The organism is Agarivorans sp. QJM3NY_29, from assembly GCF_050870835.2.
GTDB lineage: Bacteria > Pseudomonadota > Gammaproteobacteria > Enterobacterales > Celerinatantimonadaceae > Agarivorans.
Genome location: NZ_CP194036.2, coordinates 1,617,408 through 1,634,432, shown reverse-complemented (window position 1 = coordinate 1,634,432; position 17,025 = coordinate 1,617,408). Strand labels below are relative to the sequence as shown.

9 protein-coding genes, 1 tRNA gene and 3 rRNA genes are annotated in these 17,025 nt (G+C 45.0%); 6 read left to right on the top strand and 7 right to left on the bottom strand.

Annotated features, from left to right (window positions below; all coding sequences use genetic code 11):
• Window positions 1-78 precede the first annotated feature (78 nt).
• The 6 genes from rrf to ACRRS0_RS07435 all read right to left on the bottom strand — a co-directional run bounded on the left by rrf (window position 79) and on the right by ACRRS0_RS07435 (window position 9,654).
• A 5S ribosomal RNA gene (rrf, locus tag ACRRS0_RS07460) occupies window positions 79-194 on the bottom strand.
• 110 nt (window positions 195-304) lie between these two features.
• Window positions 305-3,192: ribosomal RNA gene (locus tag ACRRS0_RS07455) — 23S ribosomal RNA — on the bottom strand.
• Between the two features lie 242 nt (window positions 3,193-3,434).
• A tRNA-Glu gene (locus ACRRS0_RS07450) sits at window positions 3,435-3,510 on the bottom strand.
• A gap of 105 nt (window positions 3,511-3,615) precedes the next feature.
• Window positions 3,616-5,158, bottom strand: a 16S ribosomal RNA gene (locus tag ACRRS0_RS07445).
• The 16S, 23S and 5S rRNA genes sit together here with 1 tRNA gene alongside, the layout of an rRNA operon.
• Window positions 5,159-5,659: 501 nt before the next feature.
• Window positions 5,660-6,220 carry a D-glycero-beta-D-manno-heptose 1,7-bisphosphate 7-phosphatase gene (gene gmhB / locus ACRRS0_RS07440; protein WP_432453828.1) on the bottom strand — a complete coding sequence of 187 codons (561 nt, stop codon included), beginning with the start codon at window positions 6,218-6,220 and terminating at the stop codon, window positions 5,660-5,662.
• Between the two features lie 140 nt (window positions 6,221-6,360).
• Window positions 6,361-9,654, bottom strand: coding sequence for an ATP-binding protein (locus ACRRS0_RS07435; protein WP_432453829.1), 3,294 nt, complete (start codon window positions 9,652-9,654; stop codon window positions 6,361-6,363).
• Between the two features lie 166 nt (window positions 9,655-9,820).
• Here ACRRS0_RS07435 and rcsF point away from each other — a divergent pair, with 166 nt between their 5' ends.
• From rcsF to ACRRS0_RS07405, 6 genes are all read left to right on the top strand, one after another.
• Complete coding sequence (gene rcsF, locus ACRRS0_RS07430) at window positions 9,821-10,186, top strand: Rcs stress response system protein RcsF (protein WP_432453830.1); 366 nt, start codon at window positions 9,821-9,823, stop codon at window positions 10,184-10,186.
• Complete coding sequence (tsaA, locus tag ACRRS0_RS07425) at window positions 10,141-10,911, top strand: tRNA (N6-threonylcarbamoyladenosine(37)-N6)-methyltransferase TrmO (RefSeq protein ID WP_432453831.1); 771 nt, start codon at window positions 10,141-10,143, stop codon at window positions 10,909-10,911. The genes rcsF and tsaA overlap by 46 nt, the downstream gene beginning before the upstream one ends.
• Window positions 10,901-11,521 (top strand): acyltransferase, encoded by a 621-nt coding sequence (locus ACRRS0_RS07420; RefSeq protein ID WP_432453832.1) that lies wholly within the window; start codon window positions 10,901-10,903, stop codon window positions 11,519-11,521. Before tsaA ends, ACRRS0_RS07420 begins: the two co-directional genes overlap by 11 nt.
• Before the next feature lie 62 nt (window positions 11,522-11,583).
• A complete protein-coding gene (locus tag ACRRS0_RS07415) occupies window positions 11,584-13,284 on the top strand; it encodes a proline--tRNA ligase (RefSeq protein ID WP_432453833.1) in 1,701 nt (566 codons plus the stop codon).
• A 106-nt stretch (window positions 13,285-13,390) separates the two neighbouring features.
• Window positions 13,391-14,536, top strand: coding sequence for a patatin-like phospholipase family protein (locus ACRRS0_RS07410; RefSeq protein WP_432453834.1), 1,146 nt, complete (start codon window positions 13,391-13,393; stop codon window positions 14,534-14,536).
• A 65-nt stretch (window positions 14,537-14,601) separates the two neighbouring features.
• Window positions 14,602-15,507: a GGDEF domain-containing protein gene (locus ACRRS0_RS07405; RefSeq protein ID WP_432453835.1), complete on the top strand. Its 906-nt coding sequence runs from the start codon at window positions 14,602-14,604 to the stop codon at window positions 15,505-15,507.
• Between the two features lie 189 nt (window positions 15,508-15,696).
• Here ACRRS0_RS07405 and tilS read toward each other — a convergent pair whose 3' ends face one another.
• Window positions 15,697-17,019: a tRNA lysidine(34) synthetase TilS gene (tilS, locus tag ACRRS0_RS07400; RefSeq protein WP_432453836.1), complete on the bottom strand. Its 1,323-nt coding sequence runs from the start codon at window positions 17,017-17,019 to the stop codon at window positions 15,697-15,699.
• Window positions 17,020-17,025: the final 6 nt, after the last annotated feature.

The window sequence follows — 17,025 nt, the reverse complement described above, 5'->3', positions numbered from 1 at the left end:
GGCGATATCCAGCCTACTTTTACATGGCAATTTCAGACATAAAAAAACCCAGCACATAGCTGGGTTTTTAAAATAGGCGCCTGGCAGTGACCTACTTTCACATGGGGAGACCCCACACTATCATCGGCGCAGTTGCGTTTCACTTCTGAGTTCGGCATGGGTTCAGGTGGTTCCACAACGCTATTGCCACCAGGCAAAAACTTGTTGTCTTTAACATTCGAAAAAACTGATATATCCCACGAGCATAACAAGCACTCTTGGTTCTAAAATAAAGTATCTATAAGCAACACCCTTTAGGTGTTGTATGGTTAAGCCTCACGGGTAATTAGTACAAGTTAGCTCAATGCCTCACAGCACTTACACACCTTGCCTATCAACGTTGTAGTCTCCAACGGCCCTTCAGAGGACTTAAAGTCCTAGTGAGAATTAATCTCAAGGCCTGCTTCCCGCTTAGATGCTTTCAGCGGTTATCAGTTCCGAACGTAGCTACTGGGCAATGCTATTGGCATAACAACCCAAACACCAGCGGTTCGTCCACTCCGGTCCTCTCGTACTAGGAGCAGCTCCCTTCAATTCTCAAACGCCCACGGCAGATAGGGACCGAACTGTCTCACGACGTTCTAAACCCAGCTCGCGTACCACTTTAAATGGCGAACAGCCATACCCTTGGGACCGACTTCAGCCCCAGGATGTGATGAGCCGACATCGAGGTGCCAAACACCGCCGTCGATATGAACTCTTGGGCGGTATCAGCCTGTTATCCCCGGAGTACCTTTTATCCGTTGAGCGATGGCCCTTCCATACAGAACCACCGGATCACTATGACCTACTTTCGTACCTGCTCGACGTGTCTGTCTCGCAGTTAAGCTGGCTTATGCCATTGCACTAACCGTACGATGTCCGACCGTACTTAGCCAACCTTCGTGCTCCTCCGTTACTCTTTGGGAGGAGACCGCCCCAGTCAAACTACCCACCAGACACTGTCCGCATCCCGGATAACGGGACAACGTTAGAACATCAACACTACAAGGGTGGTATTTCAAGGTCGGCTCCACATCATCTAGCGACAACGCTTCAAAGCCTCCCACCTATCCTACACATGTAGGGTCAATGTTCAGTGTCAAGCTGTAGTAAAGGTTCACGGGGTCTTTCCGTCTAGCCGCGGGTACACCGCATCTTCACGGCAATTTCAATTTCACTGAGTCTCGGGTGGAGACAGCTTGGCCATCATTACGCCATTCGTGCAGGTCGGAACTTACCCGACAAGGAATTTCGCTACCTTAGGACCGTTATAGTTACGGCCGCCGTTTACCGGGGCTTCGATCAATAGCTTCGCTTGCGCTAACCACATCAATTAACCTTCCGGCACCGGGCAGGCGTCACACCGTATACGTCATCTTTCGATTTAGCACAGTGCTGTGTTTTTAATAAACAGTTGCAGCCAACTGGTATCTGCGACTGCCGTCAGCTTAGGGAGCAAGTCCCATCACCAACAGCAGCGTACCTTCTCCCGAAGTTACGGTACCATTTTGCCTAGTTCCTTCACCCGAGTTCTCTCAAGCGCCTTGGTATTCTCTACCCAACCACCTGTGTCGGTTTGGGGTACGGTTTCGTATAATCTGAAGCTTAGAGACTTTTCCTGGAAGCAGGGCATCAACCACTTCATCACCTTAGTGACTCGTCATCAATCCTCAGCCTTAGACACCCGGATTTTCCTAAGTGTCCAGCCTACAACCTTAAACGCGGACTACCAATCGCCGCGCTGGCCTAGCCTTCTCCGTCCTCCCATCGCAATTATACGAAGTACAGGAATATTAACCTGTTTCCCATCGACTACACTTTTCAGTCTCGCCTTAGGGGCCGACTCACCCTGCTCTGATTAACATTGAACAGGAAACCTTGGTCTTTCGGCGAGGGGGCTTTTCACCCCCTTTATCGTTACTCATGTCAACATTCGCACTTCTGATACCTCCAGCAATCCTTACGAATCACCTTCAACGGCTTACAGAACGCTCCTCTACCGCACTTGCAAAGCAAGTACCCGTAGCTTCGGTGCATAGCTTAGCCCCGTTACATCTTCCGCGCAGGCCGACTCGACCAGTGAGCTATTACGCTTTCTTTAAATGATGGCTGCTTCTAAGCCAACATCCTGGCTGTCTAAGCCTTCCCACATCGTTTCCCACTTAGCTATGACTTTGGGACCTTAGCTGACGGTCTGGGTTGTTTCCCTTTTCACGACGGACGTTAGCACCCGCCGTGTGTCTCCCGGATAGTACTTAGTGGTATTCGGAGTTTGCAAAGGGTTGGTAAGTCGGGATGACCCCCTAGCCTTAACAGTGCTCTACCCCCACTAGTATTCGTCCGAGGCGCTACCTAAATAGCTTTCGAGGAGAACCAGCTATCTCCCGGTTTGATTGGCCTTTCACCCCCAGCCACAAGTCATCCGCTAATTTTTCAACATTAGTCGGTTCGGTCCTCCAATTGGTGTTACCCAATCTTCAACCTGCCCATGGCTAGATCACCGGGTTTCGGGTCTAATCCCAGCAACTATGCGCGCAGTTAACACTCGGTTTCCCTACGGCTCCGCTATTCGCTTAACCTTGCTACTGAAATTAAGTCGTTGACCCATTATACAAAAGGTACGCAGTCACCCCACAAAGAGGCTCCCACTGCTTGTACGTATACGGTTTCAGGTTCTATTTCACTCCCCTCACAGGGGTTCTTTTCGCCTTTCCCTCACGGTACTGGTTCACTATCGGTCAGTCAGGAGTATTTAGCCTTGGAGGATGGTCCCCCCATATTCAGACAACATATCACGTGTGCCGTCCTACTCGTTTTCACTTCAAATCACCTTTCGTGTACGGGGCTATCACCCGCTACGGCCAAACTTTCCAGCTTGTTCCACTAAATTATAAGAAGCTTAAGGGCTAATCCGGGTTCGCTCGCCGCTACTACCAGAATCTCGGTTGATTTCTTTTCCTCCGGGTACTTAGATGTTTCAGTTCCCCGGGTTCGCCTCGCAACGCTATGTATTCACGTTACGATACTGCATAAAATGCAGTGGGTTTCCCCATTCGGAAATCCATGTCTATTACGTCTTTTATCGACTCAACATGGCTTATCGCAGATTAACACGTCCTTCATCGCCTCTGACTGCCAAGGCATCCACCGTATACGCTTAGTCACTTAACCATACAACACCTAAATGTTGTCGCTTAAATCACTTGAATGGTCAGGCTGTATAAATCCTGCCACTCGAGTACGATCACCTTATTTTTTTGAATACCAAAAACACTTGTTATTTCACTCGTATTTTTGAGATATTTTTTATCAGCTTTTCCAAATTGTTAAAGAGCATTCGGCTTCTTAGAAACCAAAGCTAAGCACTGTATCAACATAATGCTTAGCTTTATTTTCTTAAACCAAGAGAGAAATGGTATCCCGTACGAGATTTGAACTCGTGTTACCGCCGTGAAAGGGCGGTGTCCTAGGCCTCTAGACGAACGGGACACTGCGTTAGCTGTTCTCGTTGGTTCTAAACCACACTAGAACTTCTCTCTTTATCTTCTATCAAGCAATCTGTGTGAACACGTCACAAAACATAAACGTTCATAATAAGGAGGTGATCCAGCCCCAGGTTCCCCTAGGGCTACCTTGTTACGACTTCACCCCAGTCATGAACCACAAAGTGGTGAGCGTCCTCCCGAAGGTTAAACTACCCACTTCTTTTGCAGCCCACTCCCATGGTGTGACGGGCGGTGTGTACAAGGCCCGGGAACGTATTCACCGTGGCATTCTGATCCACGATTACTAGCGATTCCGACTTCACGGAGTCGAGTTGCAGACTCCGATCCGGACTACGACATGCTTTCTGGGGTCCGCTTGCTCTCGCGAGGTCGCATCCCTCTGTACATGCCATTGTAGCACGTGTGTAGCCCTGCCCGTAAGGGCCATGATGACTTGACGTCGTCCCCACCTTCCTCCGGTTTATCACCGGCAGTCTCCCTAGAGTTCCCACCATCACGTGCTGGCAAATAAGGATAAGGGTTGCGCTCGTTGCGGGACTTAACCCAACATCTCACGACACGAGCTGACGACAGCCATGCAGCACCTGTATCTAAGCTCCCGAAGGCACCAATCCATCTCTGGAAAGTTCTTAGTATGTCAAGGGCAGGTAAGGTTCTTCGCGTTGCATCGAATTAAACCACATGCTCCACCGCTTGTGCGGGCCCCCGTCAATTCATTTGAGTTTTAACCTTGCGGCCGTACTCCCCAGGCGGTCTACTTAATGCGTTAGCTGCGTTACCCACGGGTTAAACCCACAGACAACTAGTAGACATCGTTTACGGCGTGGACTACCAGGGTATCTAATCCTGTTTGCTCCCCACGCTTTCGTACATGAGCGTCAGTTTTTGTCCAGGTGGCCGCCTTCGCCACTGGTATTCCTTCAGATCTCTACGCATTTCACCGCTACACCTGAAATTCTACCACCCTCTACAAAACTCTAGCTTCCCAGTTCCAAATGCCATTCCCAGGTTGAGCCCGGGGATTTCACATCTGGCTTAAAAAGCCGCCTGCGTACGCTTTACGCCCAGTAATTCCGATTAACGCTCGGACCCTCCGTATTACCGCGGCTGCTGGCACGGAGTTAGCCGGTCCTTCTTCTGTCGCTAACGTCAAACAATATACGTATTAAGCATATTGCCTTCCTCACAACTGAAAGTGCTTTACAACCCGAAGGCCTTCTTCACACACGCGGCATGGCTGCATCAGGCTTTCGCCCATTGTGCAATATTCCCCACTGCTGCCTCCCGTAGGAGTCTGGGCCGTGTCTCAGTCCCAGTGTGGCTGATCATCCTCTCAAACCAGCTAGGGATCGTCGCCTTGGTGAGCCATTACCCCACCAACTAGCTAATCCCACTTGGGCTAATCTCTACGCGAAAGGCTCCGAAGAGTCCCCTCCTTTGGTCCGAAGACATTATGCGGTATTAGCAGTCGTTTCCAACTGTTGTCCCCCACGTAAAGGCATATTCCCAAGCATTACTCACCCGTCCGCCGCTCGTCATCTTCTAGCAAGCTAGAAATGTTACCGCTCGACTTGCATGTGTTAAGCCTGCCGCCAGCGTTCAATCTGAGCCATGATCAAACTCTTCAATCAAAGTTTTTTCGCTCAAAGTAAATACTGAAATTATTACTGTTAAAACAGTGTGTCACTCCAGTCCACTTAAGCTAATTTTTTTCGCTTAGTGCTCTGTGAGTGCTCACACAGATTGCTTGATAAATTGTTAAAGAGCGTTGCTTCTTGCGAAGCGAGGTGCGCATTCTACGCCATCCTCGGTGACTGTCAACCGCTTTTTTCAATCTTTTCCGAAGAACTTTTCTAAGGAAAGTTTGAAGCGTTTAACCGCCGCTAATAAAGCCTCAGGCCTTACCAACCCTGACCGCTTGCTGCTGCGCTATTGCGTGCTGCCCGCCGTGTCAGTGGAGTCGCATTATAGGGATCCGCGCTTACGGTGCAAGCCTTTTTTGAAGAAAATCACAGTTTTTTGTTTAACTGCTCAGATATCGAACAATGCAAGCGTATCCGGCTAAAAAATGTCGATAAAACAAGCAAGTTAAGTATTATCACGAGGAACCTTCACGGTAACCCTAATGCTTGTTAGCGTTCATCTTGCAGAATGATACTCACCGCTTCTTTCAATGATGATACTTGGCTGCTCGCTAACCGAAGTTCTTCAGCTTTAAGCGGATATTGTCCTTTCACCAGTATACGGTTGCTTACTCCGGCGTTTTTAGCGGCTAACAAATCAGAGCCTTTATCACCAACCATCCAGGAATTAGTCAAATCAATACCTAACTCTTTAGCAGCCTCAAGTAACATTCCCGGCTTTGGCTTGCGACAATTGCAATCAATTCGGTAATCCTCACTACCATAATCTTTATGATGAGGACAAAAATAGATCCCATCCAAATCAACGCCTCTATCAGCTAGGGACCAATCCATCCATTCTGTTAGGCTTAAAAACTGTTGCTCAGAGAAATAGCCTCGCGCAATACCTGCTTGATTAGTCACCACCACCAATAACCACCCGGCTTTTTTGAGCTGTTGCATCGCTTCAATTGCACCCTCAATAAACTCAAAATCGTCAACCTTAGATACATAGCCATGGTCATGATTGATAACACCATCTCGGTCGAGGAAAACTGCAGCTTGTTTCATTGAATACACTTTATCTTAATAACTAGACTACCGATTCTACAACACTAAAAGGCGAATGGGTTATTTCAATTGTTCAGATAATTACTTATTTAATTGGCTAGACTAAGATCAATAAACGGCTTACATCACGCAATAGTTGGCTAGGTTTTCGACTGAATAACCCTACCCGCGGATGCATTCGTACCAAGCCATTGAGATAGGCAGCCATATAGTACTTCGCGTTCACAGGGCTGAATTAGCATTTCATCAATTCCTGATTCAATACTAACTTGTTTCATTTCATCATTTAGATCAGTGGTCAAACCAACTATTGGGATCCGTTGGGTATTACTCTCTAAGTTTCGAATCACCGAGCTTGCATGAAAGGCAGATTTATCCGCTATCTGGCAATTAATAAGGATCAAGGATAATTGTGTCCCCCAACCTTTAAACATTTCGATCGCTTCATGTCCGTTATTCGCGAGAATCACTTTAAGCCCAAAACTATTCAAAACATGACTAACAATACGCTGCTTAACAATGTCACTTTCAATCAGTAAAACTTGCCCATATAGACGTTCCAATACAATCGTTCGCTTCACAGAATGCTGATCATAGCTATCAACACTAGAGAGCGGTAAATGAATCGAAACTTCAGTTCCTAAGCCAAGACGTGAGCGAATTTTTACATCGCCATTCATTAGGCTCGTAAGTCTCTGGCATATCATCAAGCCTAAACCTATGTCTGCAAAACAATGATGATTTAGATTTTCGCTCTTGGCAAAAGAGCGAAACATATCTTCTTGTGCTTCCTCAGAAATGCCGACGCCACTATCACTCACCGAGATTTCAACCATTTCTCCTAACGTAGACTGCTCGGTAAGATGAACACTAAGCGTAATATGTCCAACTTCAGTATGCCGCAGGGCATTACTGACTAAATTAATGAAAATTTGCTGGATCTTCCCTTGATCGCCTAAAAATGAGCTAGGTAATGAAGCAGGGTAATCTAAACGCAGTTGAATGTGTTTCTCCTTTGCTTGCAAGGAAAACATCTGAACAACATCTGATAAGGTTAACTTCAGATTAAAGGTATTTAAACGCAGCGCCATAGTCTCCATTTCAACTTTTGAATAATCAAAAATATCATTTACCACGGCTAATAAGGCTTTACTCGACAAACGTATCGTATTGACATATTCCATCTGTTCTGAACTGAGTGGCGATGAACTCAATGACTCAGTCATATTGACGATACAGTCCATAGGTGTGCGAACTTCATGGCTCATCATCGCCAAAAAATCACTTTTGACTCGCGTAGAGACTTTAGCTTTTTGTTGTGTAAGCTTGAGTTGCTGTTGATTTTTCCGAGAAGATTGCAACTGGCTATTTAACCGTTCTGCTCGTTTATCAATCCCTGCCATCATTTGACTAATAGTACTCGCAAGCACCCCAACTTCATCATTAGATTGCTCTGGTAAAACGACTCGAAGATTCCGTTTACCATACAACAACATCGCATGCGTGATATAACGCAACGGCGACACAATGGTATGTGCAAAAAACCAGCCAAATAACACCATAAAACCCATAACGATTAAGGCCACGATCAAAGCCTGCTTGGCTGCCAATTTTGACCCAACGATTGTGCGTTGGTAATCAGCCACCAGCACCAAATCTAAATATTCTTGCGAATTGTTAGGCATATACGCTAATCGCTGGATGCTCAGAAGGTACGAGCCATATTTGATAACTTGTTCCGCGACATTTTTCACCGGAGAAGCCAGTAGCTGCTTAACCCTTTGATACTCTGCAGCTTGAAATTCATCATTCACAGCAATAACTTGTTCTTTACGCCATAATCGCTCTCCGTTAACGTCGAAAACTAACAAATCATCACCATTTGAATCACTCAAACCATGATCGGCTAAATAGCTTGGAGGCTCTTGTAATACCAAACTAAACACACTACTTTGTTGATATTGAAACACCCAGATAGCAACAACTTTTCCATCGCTCTTCGTCACAGCCTTAGCCAAAGACCAGACATCATCATTATTTTCGCGGATAGCTTGAGCATGCACCACGCTAGGCTGCTGTGCGGCAAGCAATAGCAAGGATTTAGGTGAGTCAGGTGTCTTTCCTTTAGCCACCGATAGGTAATCAAATTGTTGACCTTGTGCTACAACAACTAAATGCACCGCTCGCAAAGCTGGCACCCTCGAAAATAACTTATTAATGTTGCTACGTAACCAAGGTTTCCAAAATAAGGGCTCTATATTTATAAAATTCCCTTCAATAAATTGTTGCTGGAAAAAACCAACTAAAACATCTCGCCTTGAAAATAAACTTATTTCGTCATAAGCGAGTTTGATACGACGATCCAAGTGCTCCACTTGAATAGAACTATGTAAACTTAGCTGCTGTTTTCGTTCATTTTCTAAACTTGACACAAAGGCAAAATAAAATATAAGTGAGGTGCTAGCCACGCCCATCACCACTAAACAAGCACTCAGCAAAGAGACATAACTACTAAGCGAATTTTTAACCCGTACAAACCAAGGATATTGTCGGTTCCGAGAACGTTCAAATAATCGGATCAAGCGAGATTCTCGGCGCAAACTCCGAGTCCCGCCATTCAGCGGTGTAGCAGATTTAGCCTGTAAAAAAACGGCAGCAATCACGACCAAGTAACTAAAAAGTTTACTCAAAGCGATAACAAGTTGCATAAAATTATCAGCTGCAAGTTGCGATGGTGCAGCCCAGAAATACAAAACGAACTGAATACAGGTGAAGATCAAGATACCATATTCAAGCGGTTCACTTAACCAGCGTAGCCTTACACCATAAGACACAATCAGCAAAACAAAAGCACAGCTCACTGCAAACTCTGCGGGTAACTGCAAATAACTTAATGAACTTTGCATAAAAGGCAAAGAGACGACATATAGAAAGGCAATACTAAGTAAAGCAAAACTAACACTGGCGATAATCAATACTGAAGGACTCATTTTACCGCCGTTCGCTAACCGATAGAGCCGATGCACTAACATCCCCGAGGTCAATAAAATAAAAGCTAAACACCCTCGGGAAATCAACCCCGCCCAAATCACTAAATGACTATGGCTAACAACAGAAAACGAAAAGAACAGTTGGTAACGAACCAGAAAAAAACAAAGTTCTATAGCGCTCAAGGTAAAGAAACCGAGACTAAATACCAGCATGAAGTAGCTATCGCTGCGGCGATAGTAATAGCGACATAAAAAACTAATGAAAAACGATGATAGAAGAATACCAAGGTCAACTAAAATGACCCATCTAGGTGAAAGTTGCCAATTTTGGCTTTGGCTAAACCAGAGACAACCCGCTAAACTGACAAGTATGGTCAGCAGTAGCAAACTATTGCGCCACGCTATGCTCGATTTAATCGGAAAACGCAGATTAGGTTTATACATTCCCCTTCCTCGGTAAACGCCAGACCCTTCAAGTTATTCATCACAAATAATTAGCATCAGCAAGTGCAACAAAGTGATGGTATAATAAGCCTCAAATTATCAATAAGTACATCTCTAATCTCTCAAGCGATGACTCAGTTCAAGTTAAATAACTATTAGGAAGATTATGCGCCAATTATTTCTTGCCGCACTGGCCATAACGGCTACAGCTTGTAGCGGTAATTACTCTTTCAACAGCAATATCGACAAACAAAATTTCGATAACTATCTGCCCGCGGCCAATGTTACTATCTACGCAGAAGAACATATTGACCCTTTAAATTCAGAATACTTGGGTATTATAGAAGGTGTGAGTTGCCAAGAAAAAGTCAATCAAGCGCCACCTCAAATGGTCGATGCGCGTAATGATTTACGTGAACAAGCGGCCGCACTAGGCGCAAATGCTGTCGTCATTCAGCAGTGTTATCCCATTAATGAGCCTCCAGCATGCCTAGCGATGCTGAGTTGTTTCGGAAAAGCTTACAAGATTTAGAATTTATGAGCCTGACCATTGAGCCTTTAGGCTATATTCAGTCGCCCTACGCTGAGAAATTTTCAGTCCCTCGACAACCCGGTTTAGTCACTGCAACCTCGACTCAACTGATATTTACAGCACCTTTCAATGATCTCGACATGCTCGATGAAATTGAGCAGTTTAGTCACTTTTGGTTAATGTTTGCTTTCCATCAAAACATTTCAGCTGGTTGGAAAGCCAAAGTTCGTCCCCCACGTTTAGGCGGTAATAAAAAAGTCGGCGTATTGGCTTCTCGCTCAAGTTTTAGACCGAATCATCTTGGACTCTCACTGATGGAACTAAGCCATGTAGAACGCAATACAAGCGCCCCAGTGTTACATTTTAAAGGTGGGGATTTGGTTCACGGCACCCCAATATATGATGTTAAACCCTACCTTCCCTATAGTGACAGTGTTATCGACGCAAAAGCAGGCTATGCACAAAACCAACCCAGATCAGAATTATCTGTTGGCTGGACAGACACCGCGAAACAACAAGCGCTGCAGCTTAATATAAACACCGAACAATCTTTAGTCATCGAGCAAGTCTTAGCGCAAGATCCGCGACCCGCTTATAAACGCCTTAAACTGGATGACAAAGTTTATGGCGTGAGACTCTACCAATTTAACCTTCGCTGGCAGGTATTCGGTTTACCTTCAGAAGCGCAGCAGTTACTTATTCTGTCGGTGCAGCATGCCTGTTAAGCCACCCGACTATCAGAGCCAACATAAGCAACGTTTGGCATGGATGCCCTGGTTATATTTTAAACTCAAAGCGAAACACCTAGAGTGGGCAACACCTTGGCAACAGCAACTACAACAACAACTAAGTGCTCTGGAAACCGTTGCTTTTGGAGAACATTGCTTCATCGCCCCCGACGCCCAACTATTTGCAGAACCGGGTCGAAACATTGAACTTGGCGCACGCACTTTCGTGGCCGCTCAATGCTTTTTGCATGGGCCTATTCAAATCGGAGAAGATGTTGCCATTAATCATGGCTGCTCAATTGATGGCGGGAAGAAGGGCGTAACCATTGGCAACCACAGCCGAATCGCCAATGGCGTTAAAATATACGCCTTTAATCATGGCATGCATCCTGACACCCCTGTTTGGCAACAAAACAATACCTCGAAAGGCATTCGTATCGGCCAAGATGTTTGGGTTGGTGCTAATTGTTGTATCATTGATGGTGTCACGATTGCAGACCATGCGGTCATTGGTATGGGCTCGGTGATCACCAAAGATATTCCCAAATGGGCGATTGTTGCCGGAAACCCTGCAAAAATCATCGGTGACCGACGTGACAAGGCCTGACAGACAATAGTTAGCCTGCTACAATCGCCGCAATTTACTACTAATAAAATGAAAGGACAGATATGCGTTCTAGCAAATATCTTCTGGCTACCCAGAAAGAAACGCCAAGTGATGCTGAGATTGTATCTCATCAATTGATGCTACGTGCAGGCATGGTTAGAAAGCTGGCCTCAGGTCTTTACACTTGGCTCCCTAATGGCTTGCGAGTGCTTTCTAAAGTTGAACAAATTGTTCGTGAAGAAATGAACGCCAGTGGTTCTGTTGAGATCCGTATGCCAGTTGTTCAACCAAGTGATTTATGGCATGAAACCGGTCGCTGGGACAAATTTGGTCCCGAGTTATTACGTTTTAAAGACCGCCATTCACGCGATTTTGTATTAGGCCCAACCCACGAAGAAGTGGTCACAGAACTAGTCCGAAAAGAGATTAATAGCTACAAGCAACTGCCGCTAAATCTTTATCAAATTCAAACCAAATTCCGTGATGAAGTCCGTCCTCGTTTTGGTGTGATGCGCTCGCGTGAATTCTTGATGAAAGATGCCTACTCTTTCCATTTGTCTGAAGAGTCCTTACAAGAGACTTATGATGAGATGCATGCAAGCTATTGTCGTATTTTTGAACGCCTAGGCTTAGAGTATCGCCCCGTATTAGCCGATACGGGTAGCATTGGTGGTAGTCATTCACACGAATTTCACGTACTTGCAGAGTCAGGCGAGGATGCAATTGTGTTCTCTGATGGCAGTGATTACGCCGCCAATATTGAAAAAGCCGAAGCGCTTCCTCCTAAAGGTGAGCGTGCGATGCCAAGTCAAGAGATGCGCGAAGTTGCGACCCCTAATGCAAAAACCATCGCTGAATTAGTAGAGCAATTTGAGCTTAAAATTGAACAAACAGTGAAGACCCTGATTGTTAAAGCAAGTGAAACATCAGAGCACCAACTTATCGCGCTAATTCTTCGAGGCGATCACGAGCTTAACGAAATTAAAGCCGAAAAACTTGAGCTAGTTGCAGCGCCTTTAGAGTTTGCCAGTGAAGAAGAGATTCGAGCAGTCATTGGTGCAGGTCCAGGCTCCCTCGGTCCAGTCAATTTAGCAATCCCAGTAATTGTCGATAGAAGTGCCGCACACTGCAGTGACTTTGGCGCGGGAGCAAACATCGATGATAAGCACTTCTTTGGTATTAACTGGGATCGCGATGTCGCCCTTGGAGAGGTTGCTGATTTACGCAATGTCATTGAAGGTGACCCCAGCCCTTGCGGTTCTGGTACACTTTCGATTAAACGAGGGATTGAAGTTGGCCATATTTTCCAACTAGGCGAAGCTTATGCCAAATCGATGAATGCTGCTGTTCTCAACGAGCAAGGAAAAAATCAAGTCCTTACCATGGGCTGTTACGGCATTGGCATATCGCGTATCGTTGCCGCAGCAATCGAGCAAAACAATGATAAATACGGCATTACTTGGCCGGAAGCCATCGCGCCGTTTACCCTTGCGATCGTTCCCATGAACATGCATAAATCTCATCGGGTTCAAGAAGTCGCCAACAAGCTTTATGAAGAAGCCAAACAGCGCGGAATCGAAGTATTATTTGATGATCGCAAAGAACGCCCAGGCGTGATGTTTGCCGACATTGAGTTAATTGGAATTCCACATGTAATTGTAATTGGTGATCGTAGTTTGGATAAAGGTGTAATTGAATACAAAAACCGACGCAGTGGTGAAAAGGTTGAAGTAACCATTGAGCAAGTTTTTGAACAATTTTAATCCGCAACCTGCAAACTTTAGAAGCTGGCTATAGCCAGCTTTTTTATTGTCGTTTGTCCTGATGCTCCAAACAAACGTTTATAAATGGCTGTGCTAACATATAATTATGGATCCAAAAGCTAATAACCACACCAATAAAAAAGTCGCTTTAGTACTCACAGGAGGAGGGGCTAGAGCTGCCTATCAAGTCGGGGTACTCAAGGCTATTGCCGAACAATATCCTCGTAATCACGCCAGTCCTTTTCAAATTATTTGTGGTACTTCAGCGGGTGCGATTAATGCAACCGCGCTAGCGGTTTATGCATCTTGCTTTCGACTTGGCGTTAAAAAACTCGAATATATTTGGCGAAACTTTCATTGTAAACAAGTATTCAAAACTGACGGCCTCACGATTGCCAAACAATTGTCGTCTCTGCTTTGTAAAAGCTTACATGCCGATTATGGCCGTCAACATGGATTTTCACTGTTAAACAACGAACCCTTACAACAATTACTCAATAACTATCTCAACTACAAGCGAATAGACCAAAATATCGCAAGTAAACATTTACATGCCTTAGCGGTTACCGCTTCAAATTATCAAGACGGTAACTCACTATCATTCTTTCAAGCTGAAGAGGCTCAGCAAAACTGGCAGCGAGCACGAAGATTAGGTCATAAGACCCAAATCCACACAACCCACTTGCTAGCATCTGCCGCTATTCCCTTAATCTTCCCTGCTGCAAAAGTAGGACAAGATTACTACGGCGATGGTTCGATTCATCAGCTTTGCCCCCTCAGCCCAGCCATCCACTTAGGCGCAGATAAAATAGTCACCATCCACTTAGAGCAACAACGTCGATCATCATCAATGCTGACTCCCCTAGCGCCGAATAGCGCTGCAATTGCAGGTCATTTGTTGGATTCAATCTTTTCCGACACCTTAAACTCAGATCTAGAGCGGCTCGAACGAATTAATCGCACCATCGAACTTCTCAGCGAACAACAACAACAGCAATTAAACTTACGACCGATTACAAGCCTCAGCATTAAACCAAGCATTGATTTTGACCAACTCGCCCACAACTATTACCAGCACCTCCCTTTAAGCGTCAAGCTAATGCTAGCCACTCTTGGGATTAAACAAGCTAAACCCTCTTCAATTACCAGCTTTTTGATGTTTGAACAAGCCTACACCACTTGCTTACTCAACCATGGCTATAAAGACGCATCAGCACAGATTGACAAGATTTTGACTTTTATTCAGGATTAATTGGCCCAAGATTTGCTTTATATCTAATAGAGCAGCGTTATTGACGCCGATTTAAAGATTTAACGATGAGTAAAGTCACTATGGATTCTCTACAATTAGCGCAAAATGAAGTAGTAAGTCATGGAAAAGTATCGCATTTTCCTAATGACGCGAAGCTAAATCCTATACAAAAACTGAGTATTATAGAGTCCCTACAAGAAAGCTTGCAGCTAGAGGAGCTACTGCAAAACTTTGCCGCTATGGCAACTCGCTTTGTGAATTTTTCTGCTTTGCGTCTAGTGAGTGACGATATCCAACAGCAAGTGAGCCTGTTTGAAGGACAACGCTATTATCGTAGCTTTAGCCTAAACCATAAACAAAATAGCTTAGCCATTGCGACCTTTACTCGTGACACTCCCTTTCAACAAGGCGAGATATCAAAACTCCGCCAACTAGTCCAGTTGCTTCAATTGCCATTAAAACATGCCTTACAAATTAATCGCTTACAAGAGCGAGTCAGAAATGACTATTTAACAGGTATTGGTAATCGAGCCCATTTCGACGAATCATTGAATACCTCAATTAAACAGCAAACGAGGCAAAACCAGCAACAAGATGCAGGTCTCGTATTAATGCTACTAGACCTAAATAAGTTCAAAGAAATTAACGATACACTTGGACATCCAGTGGGAGACCAAGTACTCATCAGCTTTGCGCAGGTGTTACAATCAGTCATCCGTAGCGGTGACCAAGCTTTTCGGATCGGCGGCGATGAATTTGCCATGCTACTCAGACCCGCGACCGAACAGTCGGCGCGAATGGTGATCAATCGTTTGAATCAAGAGCTACAAAATACTCCTTTATTAGCCCAATATAATGTTTCGGCCAGTATCGGTGTGAGTTCTTGGACATCTGGATTAGATAGTAAGCAATTAATCCAACAGGCCGATACTCAGCTCTATGCAGATAAGTCTGACACACAAAAAAATTAATAGCTTAGGGGATCGGATCTAGCAAGGCAGCTAGCGCTTGAAGCCTCATCATTGCGATTATTTATCACTAAAACAGTCTTGGGCCGAAATGAATGACAAGTAATATTTAAAAGAAATGCTTGGGCCCTTCGCTTCGCTCAGAAATGCCCATGTAACTTATCTCAATCAAGCAAAGACAAATACTGTAGCTTAATGACTCGCCTGCCATTTTAGCCTTATCCCTTCAGAACGCTCAGCTAGAAATGCTTTACTCGTGTAGAGATCGGCAATTGCGACCAAGTGCTCATCATAAAATACAAAAGGGATGCGATTACGCAACCAAGGTTTTAAATGTGCTTCTTGCAATAATTTTTTAATACTTCGATGACCATGACGCTCTGCAGAATTAAAACGATCGATGCTTAACTCATCACGAAAACGAATAGAAACTCGTTGCGCTGAACCAGGCGGCAATAAACGGCCACCTTTGTGCCAACTTAAACGACTTCCATTTTGTAACTCCAAACAGGGTTGCGCATTCATATCCCAGACATCTACTTCTGACTGTTCAAATAGACTAGCTTTATCGACTAAATAAAGCCGCCCTTTAAATCGGCGGATCTGACCCTGCGGCAACGAGATCGTCACCTTAGCATCAGCTTTAGCCTGACATTGCGCGACTACTTGTTGCAGCTGAGCCTGACTCGGATAAGACCAGCTCTGGGTATTCAGCCAAAATCGCAACACATTCTTACAACGCGCCTCAGATAATAGTAATAATTGAGCACAATCTATCGAGTCTGCAAGCGCACAATTTCGCATATCACTTGCGGCAAGTTCGTCAATTAGGTGTTTAGATTCCTGTAGATGGGTAACACTTCGCTGCACTGTCTGGAGTAGTTGAGGCCAACGCTGAGTGAGCTCGGGTAAGACTTGATGGCGTAAAAAATTACGGTCAAATTGCATCGATTGATTGCTCGGATCTTCAATCCAAGATAAGTCTGATTCTTGAGCATAACACTGTAAATCAGCGCGAGTTGAAACCAATAGAGGCCGAAATAGATGTCCTTGAGCAAAACGGCGACAATCTGGCATTGCCGCTAAACCGCTTAAGCCACTCCCCCTTTTTAAGGCAAGCATCAAAGTTTCAAACTGATCATCCGCATGATGTGCGGTTAATAACAAGCTCTCACTATCAACATGTTTTGCTAATGCCGCATAACGAGCAGTTCGCGCAGCAGCTTCAATACTTTCTCGGGGTTTTATTTGAAGCTCGACAGACTCCGCGACAAAAGGCACACCGAACAGTTCAGCTTGTTCTTGGCAATGTCGATGCCATTGCTTCGCCTGTTGTTGTAAACCGTGATTCACATGAACCGCAACAAGTGCTATATGAGGGTGTTTAGTGAAAAGTTGCTGGCTAAGTTTAAGCAATACACTAGAGTCTAATCCACCACTATAAGCGACCACTACCTTGGTAAATGGAATATCCAGTTTAGTAAAAGACCGCTCAAAGTTGCGAAAAAGTGACACTGCTAA

What these genes read in the sequence shown, in the direction of transcription:
- gmhB (WP_432453828.1), bottom strand. Translation starts at nt 6,220, where the DNA reads ATGAAACAAGCTGCAGTTTTCCTCGACCGAGATGGTGTTATCAATCAT.
- ACRRS0_RS07435 (WP_432453829.1), bottom strand. Translation starts at nt 9,654, where the DNA reads ATGTATAAACCTAATCTGCGTTTTCCGATTAAATCGAGCATAGCGTGG.
- rcsF (WP_432453830.1), top strand. Translation starts at nt 9,821, where the DNA reads ATGCGCCAATTATTTCTTGCCGCACTGGCCATAACGGCTACAGCTTGT.
- tsaA (WP_432453831.1), top strand. Translation starts at nt 10,141, where the DNA reads ATGCCTAGCGATGCTGAGTTGTTTCGGAAAAGCTTACAAGATTTAGAA.
- ACRRS0_RS07420 (WP_432453832.1), top strand. Translation starts at nt 10,901, where the DNA reads ATGCCTGTTAAGCCACCCGACTATCAGAGCCAACATAAGCAACGTTTG.
- ACRRS0_RS07415 (WP_432453833.1), top strand. Translation starts at nt 11,584, where the DNA reads ATGCGTTCTAGCAAATATCTTCTGGCTACCCAGAAAGAAACGCCAAGT.
- ACRRS0_RS07410 (WP_432453834.1), top strand. Translation starts at nt 13,391, where the DNA reads ATGGATCCAAAAGCTAATAACCACACCAATAAAAAAGTCGCTTTAGTA.
- ACRRS0_RS07405 (WP_432453835.1), top strand. Translation starts at nt 14,602, where the DNA reads ATGAGTAAAGTCACTATGGATTCTCTACAATTAGCGCAAAATGAAGTA.